The following is a 13,813-nucleotide window of genomic DNA, read 5'->3' as shown; positions in this document are numbered from 1 at the left end:
CCATCCTAGTTACGTACAGCGTACGTAGTGCGCTATGGTCACCCCATGACTTCTACGTACGCTGTACTTAGTGAAGGTCTGGAGAAACGCTTCGGGCAGATCCGTGCGGTGCGCGGCCTGGATCTCGCGGTGGCGACGGGGACGGTGTGCGGGGTCCTCGGACCGAACGGGGCCGGCAAGACCACGGCCGCACGCCTGCTGACCACGCTGCTCCGCCCGGACGCCGGCTCGGCGCGCGTCGCCGGGCACGACCTGGTGCGGGAGGCCGACGCCGTACGCCGCCGGATCGGTGTGACCGGGCAGTACGCGTCGGTGGACGGCGACCTCACCGGACGCGAGAACCTGCGCCTGTTCGCACGGCTGCACCGGGTGCGCGGCGCGGCCGCGCGCGCCGCCGAACTCCTGGACGACTTCGGGCTGACCGAGGCCGCCGACCGGCCGGCGTCCACCTACTCGGGCGGTATGCGACGGCGGCTGGATCTCGCGGCGAGCCTGGTCCGCCGCCCGGACGTGCTGTTCCTGGACGAGCCGACGACCGGGCTCGACCCGTCGGGCCGGAACCGGATCTGGGAGGCCGTACGGCGTCTGAAGGCGGACGGCACGACCGTGCTGCTCACCACGCAGTACCTGGAGGAGGCCGACCAACTCGCCGACACCGTCGCCCTGGTGGACGGGGGGCGGGTCACGCAGACCGGTTCACCGGCGGAGTTCAAGTCGCTCGTCGGGGCGTACGCGGAGGTTGTGGTCGCGGACGCGGAGGCCCTGCCCAAGGCCGCGGCCGTACTCGACCAGTTGACCGGCTCGCAGCCCGCGTTCGACCACGAACGGAACACCGTGGGCGCGGTCACCCGTGACGTCACCCTCACCTTGCCCCGGTTGGTGCGTGAACTCGACGCCGCGGGCGTGGCGTTGCTCGACGCCGGTCTGCGTCCGCCCACTCTCGACGACGCATTCGCCCGGCTGACGGAGCGTGCCGCATGAGCATGCTGGCGTACGACGGGACCGCGCTGCTGGGCCGCCAGTTGCGGCGGATGCGGAACAACCCGGGGCTGCTGATCCTCACCCAGACCATGCCGATCACGATGCTGCTGTTCTTCGCGTTCGTCCTCGGCAGCGCCCTGACGATGCCCGGCGCGGAGTACCGCTCGTACCTGGTGCCGGGCCTGCTGGTCGCGACGGCCGCGAACGGGATCATGACCGGCATGTTCCAGGCCGCCCAGGACACCCACCGGGGTGTGACGGACCGCCTGCGCAGTCTGCCGATCAGCCGGGCGGCGGTGCCGCTCGGGCAGGCGGTCGCGGACCTCGTGGTCACGGCGGCCGGGACCGTGCCGTTTCTGCTGGTCGGGCTCGCGGTGGGCTGGCGGATCGAGGGGAGCGCACTGGGGGCGGTGGGCGCGGTCGGCCTGTTGCTGCTGTTCCGGTTCGCCACCACCTGGGCCGGGATCCTGCTGGGCCTGCTCACCCGGAACGAGGAGGCCGCGGGGCAACTGGGCGGCGCCACCTTCGTGCTGCCGCTGCTGTCCAACGCCTACATCCCCACGGACGGCATGACCGGCTGGCTGCGCACGGTCGCCGAGTGGAACCCGGTCAGCGCCGTGACCACGGCCCTGCGGGACCTCTTCGGCAACGCCCCGGTGCCGGACGGAGCCGCCTGGCCGGTGGCACATCCGATCGCCGGGTCACTGGCCTGGTGCGCCGTGCTGTTGGCGGTGTGCGTCCCGCTCGCCGTCCGCCGGTACGCGCACGGTGAGGGCTGACGACCACGCCCGCTGACAAAGCGGCCGGGCTCGGGACATGATCCACCCCATGGATCGTCTCCCCCTGCCCCTGGAGGGCATCACCGTCGTCGCCGTCGAACAGGCCGTCGCCGCCCCCTTCGCCACCCGGCAGCTCGCCGACCTCGGCGCCCGGGTGATCAAGGTGGAACGGGTGGACGGCGGCGACTTCGCACGCGGCTACGACACCGCCGCGCGCGGCCTCGCCTCGCACTTCGTGTGGTGCAACCGCGGCAAGGAGTCCGTCGCTCTGGACCTGAAGGACCCGCGCGGACTGGACGTCGTACGGCGGCTGGTGGCCGACGCGGACGTGTTCGTGCAGAACCTCGCGCAGGGGGCGGCGGCGCGGCTCGGGCTCGACGCGGCCACGCTGTGCGCCGCGCACCCGCGGCTGATCGCCGTGGACATCTCCGGATACGGGGCATCGGGTCCGTACGCGGACAAGCGGGCGTACGACATGCTCGTGCAGTGCGAGGCCGGGCTGGTGTCGGTGACGGGGACGCCGGAGCAGCCGGTGAAGGCGGGGATCCCGGCGGCGGACATCGCGGCGGCCATGTACGCCTTCTCCGGCGTGCTGGCGGCGCTGGTGCGGCGCGGCGCCACCGGGCTCGGCGGGCCGGTGGAGGTGTCGATGCTGGAGGCGCTCGCGGAGTGGATGGGGCATCCGCTGCACCATGTGATGCACGACGGCACTCCCCCGGCGCGCACGGGCCTCGCGCACGCCGTCATCGCGCCCTACGACGCCTACGCCACGGCGGACGGCGGGCGGGTGCTGCTGTCGGTGCAGAACGACCGGGAGTGGCGGCGGCTCGCCGAACAGGTCATACGGCGGCCGGAGCTGGGGACTGATCCGGCGTTCGCGACGAACGCGGCGCGGGTGGCGAACCGGGAGCGGACGGACGCGGAGGTCGCGCGGGCGCTGCGGGCGCTCACCGCCGATGAGGCGCAGGCCCGGCTGGAGGGTGCGGGGATCGCGTGCGCCCGGCTGCGGGATGTCGGGGAGGTGGCGGAGCATCCGCAGCTGGCGGCCCGGGAGCGGTGGCGGGAGGTGGGCTCGCCGGTGGGGCCGCTGAGGGCGCTGCTGCCGCCGATCACCTGGCCGGGTGGGGAGCCGGCGCGGAGCGGGGACGTACCCGCGCTCGGGCAGCACACCGAAGCTTTGCTGCACGCCGTGGGGATGACGGACGGCGAGATCGCAGCGCTGCGCCGGGACGGTGTGACTGCCTGAGCGCGGGCCCTCGAAGGGTGCGTCGGGAGACGCTCGTGCGGGTCAGCGCCCGCCGAACAGCGAACGGCGCAGCCGGCGCAGCGGCGCGAAGAGCGAGACCCGGCTCACCCGGCGGCCCCGGTCGCTGCGCTCGTGCGCGGTGTCACGTGCAGTTATCTCGCGCATCAGCGAGGTCGCCTCGGCCGCCTCACGCTGCGGGACGGCAGGGCCCGCCAGCACCGAGAGATGGCGGTCGAGGCGCGAGCTGGTCGCGCTGCTCCCGCAGGTGATCGCAGGGACCCTTGCCCTGCTGCGCACTGTTATCTGTTCCATGTCACTCCCCACCCGTACGAGTCCACCCGGCCCGGGCAGGGTAACCCTATCTCCCCCTTGGGGCACGCGTGTATCGCGGTCTCAGGATTCACCTTCCCCGTAAGGCCGTTGACCATCCCTCGTCGATCACTCTCCGAATCCGACCGATTCCAGGGCGAGTTGGACAACCGGTTGAGTGGTTGGCTGGGCTGACCCGCCGTCGGGCTCGACGGTCACTGCGAGTGACGTGGCCGCCGTGTCCAGGCCGTTCGCGACGAAGGGCGTGTCGTCGTCGAGAAGACCCAAGGAGCGCGGTTGCGCCTGGGGGCGCATGAGCCACAGTTGGTGCACACGTCCGTCCGGCGGGTCGTCGTACCCGTTCAGCGTGACGATCGCACGCCCCTCGGAAGCGGAGGCGATCACTCCAAGCGTCCGTCCCTCGGCGTCCTTGCCGGTGGCCGCGCGGGCGTCGGGAGCGGCCAGGACGTGGGCGATCTCACGTGCCCGGTCCCGCTCGGCGGCCAGTTGCCGCTCGCTCCGGTCCGCCTGGACGGCGAACAGGGCGGCGACGACGAGGGCCGCGGCGGCGGTCGCGGTGGCGAACGGGACGAACAGGGGGCGCGTGCGGCGCGTACGGGTGCGCGCCGGTGGCGGCTGGGTGCCCCACACATGCGGGGGCAGCCGGTTCTCACGCGCGCGCGGGGGTTCCTGCGCGGTGGTGCGTACGGCGGCCAGCACCCGGTCGCGCAGGGCGGCCGGCGCGGGAGCGGCCGTGGACCAGGCGAGGCGCACGGCGTCCTCGGAGAGCGCCCGCACCTCCTGCGCACAGCGCGCGCAGCGCTCCAGGTGCTTCTCGAAACGGGCACGCTCGTCGCCTTCCAGGGCGTCGAGCGCGTAGGGCGCGGCGAGGCTGTGCGGATCGGCGCGGCCGGTGAGACGGTCGAGCAGGCTCATGCCGCACCCCCTCGGCCCTCGACCTGCGGACGGTCGAGCAGGCTCATGCCGCACCCCCTCGGCCCTCGATGTGCGAACGGCGGTCCAGGAAGCTCACGCGACTCCTCCGAGGCACTCGCGCAGCCGGGTCAGTCCGTCGCGCATCCGGGTCTTGACCGTGCCGAGCGGCAAAGAGAGCCGTTCGGCCACTTCACGGTAGGTGTAGCCGTCGTAGTAGGCGAGGGTGACGGACTCCCGCTGGAGGGCGGTGAGCCGGTCCAGGCAGCGGCGCACCCACTCGCGTTCGAGTCCGGCCTCCACCTCCTCGGCGACATGGTCGAAGGCGGGCGTCCCGGCGCGCAGTGCCTCGCGCTGCTCCCGCTCGCCGGCCGCGCGGGCGCTGCGCACCCGGTCGACGGCGCGGCGGTGAGCGAGGGTGAGGATCCAGGACAGGGCGCTGCCGCGGGCGGGGTCGAATCGGGCGGCGGACCGCCACAGTTCGAGCAGCACCTCCTGGGCCACCTCCTCGGACTGCGCCGGATCCCGCACCACGCGTTGGACGAGCCCGAACACCGGTCCGGACACCAGTGCGTAGAGCTCCTCGAACGCCATCTGGTCCCCGCCCGCGACGCGGATCAGCAGTCTGTCCGCCTCCACGCGCTCCCCCTCTCCCCGGCCGCACCCGGGCCGTCCCGTCACACCAGACATTCGCAACGCACGCACCTCCGGATGGGGTTACGGATCAGCGTGCCGAAAACGCGGGTCGAACAGGCGGGAAATCATTTTTCCCGACCGACCAATCCGGTCCGCCGTCGGCGCCGAATCCCGGGTGTCAGGCAAGTTGGCACTGAGGACGGACGGCATGACAGCTATCTCCAAGCGCGGCGCGGGACTCAGGAGCGTCGCCACCCTCGTCTGTGGTGCGCTGGCCGCCGGGGGGCTCGCAGCCGCCGGCGTGACCGCGCTGGAACCGGGGGAGGCGGAAGCCTCCAGCCACCGGGAGGCCCCGCTGATCTCGGGGACCCCGCAGTTCGACAACACCGACGTGTACGCGTTCGTCAGCCCGGACAAGCCGGACACGACGACGATCATCGCGAACTGGATCCCGTTCGAGGAGCCGGCCGGCGGACCGAACTTCTTCACGTTCGCCGAGGACGCGCAGTACGACATCCACGTCGACAACAACGGTGACGCGCAGGGCGAGCTGCTGTTCCGCTACACGTTCAAGACGCACGTCAAGAACAAGAAGACGTTCCTCTACAACACGGGCCCGGTCGAGAGCCTGGACGACCAGGACCTCAACGTCACGCAGACCTACGACATCGATCTGCTGCGGCTGAAGAAGCAGCACCTGGTGTCCCGCACGAAGATCGCGGACGATGTGCCGGTCGCGCCCTCCAACGTGGGCAAGGCGTCGATGCCGGACTACGCGGGGCTGCGCAAGCAGGCCGTGCACGAACTGGCCGGCGGCGCCACGACGTTCGCCGGGCAGGCCGACGACCCGTTCTTCCTGGACCTGCGCGTCTTCGACCTCCTCTACGGCGGGAACCTCTCCGAGGTCGGCAACGACACGCTCAAGGGCTACAACGTCAACTCCATCGCCCTTCAGGTGCCCAACCACCTGATCCAGGAGTCCGCGGACCAGCCGATCGTCGGCATCTGGTCGACGACCCAGCGCAAGAACGCCCAGGGCCACTTCCGGCAGGTCTCACGGCTCGGCAACCCGCTGGTCAACGAGGTCGTCAACCCGATCGAGGACAAGGACACCTTCAACGCGTCCGGGCCGTGGGACGACGCCCAGTTCCTGGACAACGTCACCAACCCCGAGTTGCCGAAGCTCATCGAGGCGATCTACAAGATCCCGGCGCCCAAGGAGCCCCGCAACGACCTGGTGGACGTCTTCCTCAAGGGCGTACCGGACCTCAACCAGCCGCCGCACGTGACCCCGTCCGAGATGCTGCGCCTGAACACGTCCATCGAGCCGGCCGCCGAACCGAAGCGGCTCGGCGTCCTGGACGGCGACAACGCGGGCTTCCCCAACGGCCGCCGCCTCACCGACGACGTGATCGACGCCGCACTCCAGGTCGTCGAGGGTGAACTGCTCGGTGCCAAGAACGACCTGGGCGACGCGGTCGACAAGAACGACAAGGAGTTCGAGAAGGCCTTCCCGTACGTGGCCCTGCCGACGGAGGGCTCACGCGGCCCGCTGGCCAAGGGCACCTCGGGCGGCAACGACGTCCGCAGCCAGATCGGCGACGCCCTCCAGCCCGCCGGCACGGACGACACGACCCTCATCGCCGCCTCCGCGGGCGCGGGTGCGGGCGGAATCCTGCTGATCGGCGCCGCCCTGATGTGGTGGCGCCGCATGCGCCGCCGCGCGTACTGACGCCCCCACCGACCGGCGCGGCCCGCACCTCCCCATCCCCCACGGCGCGGGCCGCGCCCCCCTACCGACATCCAGGCACACCGAGGAGAGGCATGGTCCCGCGTACGAACGACGACGACCCGGAACGCGAGAACGGCCGGAGGCCGGACGCCGGGGAGTGCGGGGTGAGGGAGGCTGCCAACAGCCCGGACACGACCGAGGCGGACGCCGACGAGCGGGTCGCCGCCCTGCGGCGGGTCTCGGCGGCCGGCCGCCGCTGGCGCCGTTCGCAACTCGCCGCGTGTGTCGTGCTGTTGGCCGTGGCGCTCACCGGAGGTTCGATCGCCCTCGGCAACACGCGGGACGACGGCGGGCCCGCCCTGGTCACGACGGGCGGCGGCACATCCCCCGCCGCCCTGCTCGGCAGCGGCGACCTCGACGCGAGCGTCTCCGCGCTCCAGGCCCATCTCCGCGCCCAGCCGAGGGACTTCGGCGCCTGGGCCACCCTCGGGCTCGCCTACGTCGAACAGGCCAGGGTCGACGGCGACCCCTCGCGCTACCCGCAGGCCGACAAGGCGCTGGACCGCTCCCTCGACCTCAGGCCCCGAGGCGACCAGGCCCTGGCCGGCCGGGCCGCCCTCGCCGCCGCCCGCCACGACTTCCCCGGCGCCCTGGACTTCGCCGACCGAGCCCTGAAGCAGAACCCCTACAACGAACGCGCCCTGTGCAGCCGTATCGACGCCCTGCTCGAACTCGGCCGGTACGAGGAGGCGGCGCGGGCCGCCGACACCGCCGACTCCCGGCGGCCGGGCATCCCCGTCTTCACGCGGTACGCGTACGTGCGCGAGCTGCGCGGCGACGTCGGCACCGCCCGCCGGGTCCTGGAGCAGGCCCTGGGCGCGGCCGCCACGCCCGCCGACACCGCGTACGTCGCCACCGCGCTCGGCCAACTCGCCTGGAACCAGGGCGACCACGACACCGCCCTGCGGCACTACGCCCGCGCCCTCGCCGCCGACGACGGCTACCTCCCCGCGCTGGAGGGACGCGCCCGGGCACAGGCCGCGAGCGGTGATCGTGCCGAGGCGGTGCGCGGCATGGAGGCGGTCGTCGCCCGCGCCCCGCTGCCGGGCACGCTCGTGGCTCTCGGGGAGCTGTACGAGGAGGGCGGCGACAAGGCCAAGGCCCGTGATCAGTACGCCCTCGTCCACGCCTGGACCGCCCTCGCGCGCACGGGCGGCGTCAACGTCGACCTCGACACCGCCCTCGCCGCCGCCGACCACGGCGACGCGCGGCTCGCCCTGCGCGCCGCCCGCGCCGAGTGGGACCGCCGCCGTACCGTGCACACCGCGGACGCCCTGGCCTGGGCGCTGCACGTCAACGGCCGCGACAAGGAGGCCCTGCCGTACGCCCGCCGGGCCACCGCCACCGGGTACCGCAACGCCACCTTCCTGTACCACCGCGGCATGATCGAGCTCGCCACGGGCCGCACGAAGGAGGCCCGCGCCTCGCTGACGGCGGCCCTGCAGCTGAACCCGGGCTTCTCCCCCGTGGGCGCCCGTGAGGCACGTGCCGCGCTGAAGACCCTGGAGGCGGCCGAGTGAAGCTCCCCCGTCTCCTCGCCGTCCTGGCCGCCACCGGCGCCCTGCTGCTCGTCCCCGTGGGCACCGCGTCCGCGCACCCGCTCGGCAACTTCACCGTCAACCACTACGACGGCCTGGTCGCCGCCCCCGGCGAACTCCGCGTCGACCACGTCGAGGACCTCGCCGAGATCCCGGCGACCCAGGCCGGACCGGACGTCGAACGGCTCGGTCTGCGCGCGTGGGCCGAGGAGCGGTGTGCGACCGCCGCCCGGGACAGCGAGGTCACCGTCGACGGACGCCCGGTCCCGCTCCGTCTCGCCGACAGCCACGCGCGCGTGCGGCCCGGTCAGGCGGGACTCGACACCCTGCGGGTGGAGTGCCGACTGACCGCTCCCCTCCCCGAGGGCGACTCGGCGACCGTCGGATTCCGGAGCGCGGGCGCCGACTCCGGCCCCGGCTGGCGGGAGGTCACCGCGCGCGGGGACCGTACGACGCTCACCGCGTCGGACGTGCCCAAGGAGTCGGCGTCGCGGGAACTGACCGCCTATCCGGAGGAGTTGCTGTCGTCCCCGGCCGACACCACCTCCGCGACCCTGCGTGTGCGGCCCGGCGGTCCCGTCCTGGCCGAGGAGCGGGGCGACGCGCCCGCCGCGTCCGTGCTGCCGCGCGGCGCCGACCGCTGGACGCGCGCCCTGGACTCCCTGGTCGCCCGGCACGACCTCACCGTCGGTTTCGCCGCCCTCGCCCTGCTCATCGCGATCGGCCTGGGCGCGATGCACGCCCTCGCACCGGGCCATGGCAAGACCCTGATGGCGGCCACCGCGGCGGCCCACGGCGGCCGGGCCCGCATGAAGGACGTCCTGCCCCTGGCCGCCTCCGTCACGGTCACCCACACCCTCGGCGTGGTCGCCCTCGGCCTCCTGGTCACGGCCGGCTCGGCGGCGGCCCCCTCGGTGGTCGCCTGGCTCGGCATCGCGAGCGGCGTGCTGGTGACGCTGGCGGGGGCGGGACTGGTCCGGCGGGCGGTGCGCGGTCGGGGACGCGTCCAGGCGCACGTACACACGCACGGCCACGACCATGGGCACAGCCACGAGCACGCGCATGCGCACGACCACCGCGACCACCGCGACCACCGCGACCACCAACACGAACACGACCACGACCACGGGGGGCACGATCATCCGCACCCGCACGACCACAGGGGACACGGCCACGGACACACGCACACCCACGGCGGCCACACCCACACCCACCCCATCGCCCCCACCTTCCGCGACACGATCCTCATGGGCTTCGCCGGTGGCATGGTCCCCAGTCCCTCCGCGGTCGTCGTTCTGGTCGGCGCCGCCGCCCTCGGGCACGCGTGGTTCGGGCTGCTGCTCGTCGTCGCGTACGGCGTCGGTCTGGCGCTCACCCTCACCGCGGCCGGTTTCGCCGTCGTGAGGTTCGGCGCCGGGGTCAGCCGCGCCCTGGTGCGGCGGCCGCGCTGGACCGCCAATCCACTGGCCGGGCTGGTCCGCCGCACCGCGCCGGTGGGTTCCGCGTTCGTCGTCGTGGCCCTGGGTGCCGGATTGGTGCTCAGGGGGGCGGCATCGGCATTCGGGTGAGCTACTTTTGGGGAGAAATCAGACGACACATCACTCGCGGCTGCGAATGGGGGCGCCCGTGTCCGTGCATCCGGGCAGTGAACGCGTGATCGCCGGCCGCTACCGCCTGCTGTCCCCGCTCGGCGAGGGCGGGATGGGGACGGTGTGGCGCGCCCGCGACGAGGTGCTGCACCGCGAGGTCGCCGTCAAGGAGGTGCGCGCCCTGGCCGGGCTGCCCGCCGCCGACGTGGAGCGGATGTACGCCCGCCTGGAGCGCGAGGCCTGGGCGGCGGCCCGGGTCGCGAACCGCAACGTCGTCACCGTGTACGACGTGGCCACGGACGAGGGCCGGCCCTGGATCGTGATGGAACTGGTCCGCGGTGTATCCCTCGCGGACTCGCTGGACGCCGAGGGGCCGCTGCCGCCGCAGCGCGCGGCGCACATCGGCGCCGAGGTGCTGTCCGCGCTGCGCGCCGCGCACGAGGCCGGGGTGCTGCACCGGGACGTCAAACCGGCCAACGTGCTGCTGTCGAACGACGGCCGGGTCGTCCTCACCGACTTCGGCATCGCGACGGTCGAGGGCAGTTCCGCGCTGACGATGACCGGCGAGGTCGTAGGCTCGCCCGAGTTCCTCGCGCCGGAGCGGGCGCTGGGCCGGACGCCGGGTCCGGAGTCCGACCTGTGGTCGCTGGGCGTGCTGTTGTACGCGGCGGTCGAGGGCCACTCCCCCTTCCGGCACGACACCCCGATCAGCACCCTGCGCGCGATCGTCGACGACGAGTTGCCGCAGCCGCACCGGGCCGGCCCGCTCACCCCCGTCATCGAGGGGCTGCTGCGCAAGGACCCGGTCGAGCGGCTGTCACCCCAACGGGCCGAGCAGGACCTGCGGTTGATCGGCGCGGGAGGCACACCCCGTGCGGACACCGCGCCGACGACGCCCTACGCCCCGTACCCGCCGACGATCGCCGACCACGAGCAGCCGCGGTCCCCCACCCCACCGCACCCTGTCCCGGCCGCGACCACGACGACCACCGAGCCCCACCGGGACCGGCGCACCCTCACCGTCCTGATCGCGGGCGTCGCGGCGCTGGCGCTGGCCGTCGGCGGGCTGACGTACGCGCTCCTGAACAACCGCGACGGCGGCGGCACGGCGCGCAGCACCGAGACGCCCGCCACGGAGACGGCACAGACGACGGAGACGACTCCGCAGGAGGAGACCACGGCACCCGGCGGGGAAGGACCCACCACCCCGACCCCGAGCGAGACCCCCACGTCCACTCCCCCGCCCCAGACGGTGACGGTCAGCCTCTCCGGTGAGCGCACCGACTACTCCGGGCCGTGCCCGCCGCAGAGCGGCCAGGCTCCCACGTTCACGGCGACGTTCACGGTGGGCCGACTGCCGGCGCAGGTCGACTACCGGTGGGTGACCAGGGACGGCGAGGTCGAGAGCTGGAAGACGCTGTCGTTCCCCGAGGGTGGGGAGCGGACCAGACAGGACCGGGTGATCCTGACGACGTACGAGGAGAGCGGGACGCTGGAGAACGAGCTCAGCGTCGAGGTCCGCGACCCGGTGCGCACCACGTCCAACGCGGTGCCGTTCTCGGTGACCTGTGTGACGGAGACCCCGACGGGCGGGGCCTCCGCTTCACCTTCGCCTACTCCCTGAGGTCAGGCGACGTTGCTGAGCACCGGCAGATAGCCGCCGGACTGTCCGTTGGCGGTCGGGTGGTACGACTCGCCGATGTTGAGCCAGTTGACGCTGTGCAGCCAGGAGGCGCCGGAGCAGATCTCATGGCCGGTGAAGGTGGAGCGGACGTCACCGAAGGTGAAGCCGTGGTTCAGGGCGCGCTTCTCGATGGCGGTGTTGAGGTGGTCGGAGGCGTCGTTGATGGCCTTGCGCTTCGTCTCGGACAGGCCCAGACAGGACTGGCCGAGCTTGTAGAAGCGGGGGTAACCGAGGACGACGACGTGAGCCGAGGGGGCCTTGCTGCGGATCGCCGAGTACACGTTGTCGAGCTTGCCGGGGAGCGTGGTGTCGACGTACGCCCGCGCGGTGTTGATGCGGGACACGCAGGCGCTGTCCGACTGGAGGACGCACGTCGTCATGACGTCCGCGAAGCCGGCGTCGTTGCCGCCGACGCTGATCGAGACCAGGCCGGTGCTCGTGTTGAGAGGCGCCAGCTGACTGGCGAGAACTTCATCCGTTCGGGCGCCCGAGCAGGCCGTGAAGTTGAAGGACGAGGGTGAGTTGGCGGCGGCCCAGAGGTACGGGTACGCGCGCGTGCTGCGCTTGCAGTCGCCGCTGGAGCTGATGTAGCTGCCCGCGCCGACACCGGAGGAGTAGGAGTCGCCCAGCGCCACATAGCCGGTGGCGGCGGCTTCCGAGGCCTGCGCCGAAGCGGCGCCGGTCAAGGCGGTTGAGGCGGCCAGGAGGAGTGAGCCGAGGAATACGACAATTCGGGAACGTCTCATGGAACCTCCCTTTAGCAGGATCTCTGCCTCAACCGTCGTACCAACTACGCGTGTTGAATGGAAGTGTCCATGCCAAGACTTTTCATCCGTCAACCGGATGGATCCTGTGAGTTCGCCATGCGTTCGATTACGTGCTCATGACAGATTTGTTGACAGCTGTTCAACTCCCTTGTTCTACCCCCGTAGAGAACCCAGGCTTTACCGCAGCCTCGGGCGGTACGCGACGCCCGCCGGCCGTGTGCGCGAAGACGCGCGCACCCCCCACACGCGCGCGCCCCCGACCAGGGGCGTGCGCCGCCTGGAGAGGACTCCCTCGCAATGGCACAACTGCGTAGCAGCAAGGTCCGGTTCGCCGCGGCGACGGGCCTTGCGACCGCCGCCCTCGTGGGCGGGCTCACCGCACTGCCCGCCCAGGCCGCCCCGGCCGAGGGCAGGGTCCTGGCGGCCGACTCCCCCACGGCCGTCAAGGACAGCTACATCGTCACGCTGAAGAAAGGCGCCGGCCTCAAGGCCGCGTCCAGCGCGGGCAAGAACCTCGTCAAGGAGTACGGCGGCTCGGTGAACCGCACGTTCGGCAAGGCGCTGAACGGCTACACCGCCACCCTCTCCGCGACCGAGGCGAAGAGACTGGCCGCCGACCCCGCCGTGGCGTCCGTCGAGCAGAACCAGCGCGTCCAGCTCGCCGCCACCCAGACCAACGCCCCCTGGGGCCTGGACCGTATAGACCAGACCTCACTGCCGCTGTCCGGCACCTACACCTACCCGGACAGTGCGGGCTCCGGCGTGACCGTCTACGTCATCGACACCGGCGTCCGCATCACCCACGCGCAGCTCGGCGGCCGTGCCACCTACGGCTACGACGCGGTCGACGGCGACACCACCGCCTCCGACGGCAACGGCCACGGCACCCACGTGGCCACCACGGTGGCGGGCACCACCTACGGCGTCGCCAAGCAGGCGAAGATCGTGGCCGTCCGGGTGCTGAACAACAGCGGCTCGGGCACCACGGCGGGTGTGATCGCGGGCATCGACTGGGTGACGCAGAACCACTCCGGCCCCTCGGTCGCCAACATGTCCCTCGGCGGCGGCGCGTCCGCCGCCCTGGACACGGCCGTACGCAACTCCATCGCCAGCGGCGTGACCTACGCCGTCGCGGCGGGCAACAGCAACACCACCGCCTCCTCGACCTCCCCCGCCCGGGTCAGCGAGGCCATCACGGTCGGCGCCACCACCAGCACGGACGCGCGGGCGAGCTACTCCAACTACGGCTCGGCGCTGGACCTCTTCGCCCCCGGCTCCTCCATCACGGCCGGCTGGCACACCGGCGACACCGCGACCAACACCATCTCCGGTACGTCGATGGCGACCCCGCACGTGGCGGGCGCGGCCGCGGTCTACCTCGCCGGCCACACCTCGGCCACCCCGGCCCAGGTGGCCTCGGCACTGACGAGCGGCGCGACCAGCGGCGCGGTCACCAGCCCGGGTTCGGGCTCCCCGAACCGACTGCTGAAGCTCGTCCCGTGACACCCATGAGCCTGATGTGACAGGCCGTTCCCCGGAGGCCGAACGCCGCCTCCGGG

The 13,813-nt window shown here is 72.5% G+C and carries 12 protein-coding genes; 8 read left to right on the top strand and 4 right to left on the bottom strand.

Annotated elements, in window-relative coordinates:
* Window positions 1–45: 45 nt before the first annotated feature.
* The 3 genes from I2W78_RS32685 to I2W78_RS32675 are packed head-to-tail and all read left to right on the top strand — an operon-like array spanning window position 46 to window position 3,006.
* A complete protein-coding gene (locus tag I2W78_RS32685; RefSeq protein ID WP_196463848.1) occupies window positions 46–981 on the top strand; it encodes an ATP-binding cassette domain-containing protein in 936 nt (311 codons plus the stop codon).
* Window positions 978–1,760, top strand: a complete 783-nt coding sequence (locus I2W78_RS32680) for an ABC transporter permease (protein ID WP_196463847.1) — start codon at window positions 978–980, stop codon at window positions 1,758–1,760. Before I2W78_RS32685 ends, I2W78_RS32680 begins: the two co-directional genes overlap by 4 nt.
* A 49-nt stretch (window positions 1,761–1,809) precedes the next feature.
* On the top strand, window positions 1,810–3,006 hold the full coding sequence (locus I2W78_RS32675; RefSeq protein ID WP_230885666.1) for a CaiB/BaiF CoA transferase family protein: 1,197 nt from the start codon (window positions 1,810–1,812) through the stop codon (window positions 3,004–3,006).
* Window positions 3,007–3,048: 42 nt separating this feature from the next.
* On the opposite strand, the gene I2W78_RS32670 is transcribed toward I2W78_RS32675, so the two are convergent.
* The 3 genes from I2W78_RS32670 to I2W78_RS32660 form a co-directional block, all read right to left on the bottom strand.
* On the bottom strand, window positions 3,049–3,318 hold the full coding sequence (locus I2W78_RS32670) for a hypothetical protein (protein WP_196463845.1): 270 nt from the start codon (window positions 3,316–3,318) through the stop codon (window positions 3,049–3,051).
* A gap of 126 nt (window positions 3,319–3,444) precedes the next feature.
* Window positions 3,445–4,251: an anti-sigma factor gene (locus I2W78_RS32665; protein WP_196463844.1), complete on the bottom strand. Its 807-nt coding sequence runs from the start codon at window positions 4,249–4,251 to the stop codon at window positions 3,445–3,447.
* Window positions 4,252–4,344: 93 nt separating this feature from the next.
* A complete protein-coding gene (locus tag I2W78_RS32660) occupies window positions 4,345–4,887 on the bottom strand; it encodes a sigma-70 family RNA polymerase sigma factor (protein ID WP_196463843.1) in 543 nt (180 codons plus the stop codon).
* Between the two features lie 205 nt (window positions 4,888–5,092).
* Between I2W78_RS32660 and I2W78_RS32655 the strand changes: the two genes are divergently transcribed.
* The 4 genes from I2W78_RS32655 (at window position 5,093) to I2W78_RS32640 (ending at window position 11,427) form a co-directional block, all read left to right on the top strand.
* Window positions 5,093–6,616, top strand: a complete 1,524-nt coding sequence (locus I2W78_RS32655; protein WP_196463842.1) for a DUF4331 domain-containing protein — start codon at window positions 5,093–5,095, stop codon at window positions 6,614–6,616.
* Between the two features lie 92 nt (window positions 6,617–6,708).
* A complete protein-coding gene (locus I2W78_RS32650; protein WP_196463841.1) occupies window positions 6,709–8,196 on the top strand; it encodes a tetratricopeptide repeat protein in 1,488 nt (495 codons plus the stop codon).
* On the top strand, window positions 8,193–9,782 hold the full coding sequence (locus I2W78_RS32645; RefSeq protein WP_196463840.1) for a HoxN/HupN/NixA family nickel/cobalt transporter: 1,590 nt from the start codon (window positions 8,193–8,195) through the stop codon (window positions 9,780–9,782). Before I2W78_RS32650 ends, I2W78_RS32645 begins: the two co-directional genes overlap by 4 nt.
* Window positions 9,783–9,840: 58 nt before the next feature.
* Window positions 9,841–11,427 carry a serine/threonine-protein kinase gene (locus I2W78_RS32640; RefSeq protein ID WP_196463839.1) on the top strand — a complete coding sequence of 529 codons (1,587 nt, stop codon included), beginning with the start codon at window positions 9,841–9,843 and terminating at the stop codon, window positions 11,425–11,427.
* A 2-nt stretch (window positions 11,428–11,429) separates the two neighbouring features.
* On the opposite strand, the gene I2W78_RS32635 is transcribed toward I2W78_RS32640, so the two are convergent.
* On the bottom strand, window positions 11,430–12,233 hold the full coding sequence (locus I2W78_RS32635; RefSeq protein ID WP_196463838.1) for an SGNH/GDSL hydrolase family protein: 804 nt from the start codon (window positions 12,231–12,233) through the stop codon (window positions 11,430–11,432).
* 318 nt (window positions 12,234–12,551) lie between these two features.
* Between I2W78_RS32635 and I2W78_RS32630 the strand changes: the two genes are divergently transcribed.
* Window positions 12,552–13,757, top strand: coding sequence for a S8 family peptidase (locus I2W78_RS32630; RefSeq protein ID WP_196463837.1), 1,206 nt, complete (start codon window positions 12,552–12,554; stop codon window positions 13,755–13,757).
* Window positions 13,758–13,813 lie beyond the last annotated feature (56 nt).

This window comes from Streptomyces spinoverrucosus (genome assembly GCF_015712165.1).
Classification (GTDB): domain Bacteria; phylum Actinomycetota; class Actinomycetes; order Streptomycetales; family Streptomycetaceae; genus Streptomyces; species Streptomyces spinoverrucosus_A.
The sequence above is the reverse complement of the archived record's forward strand: the minus strand, read 5'-3'. Positions and strand labels throughout refer to the sequence as shown.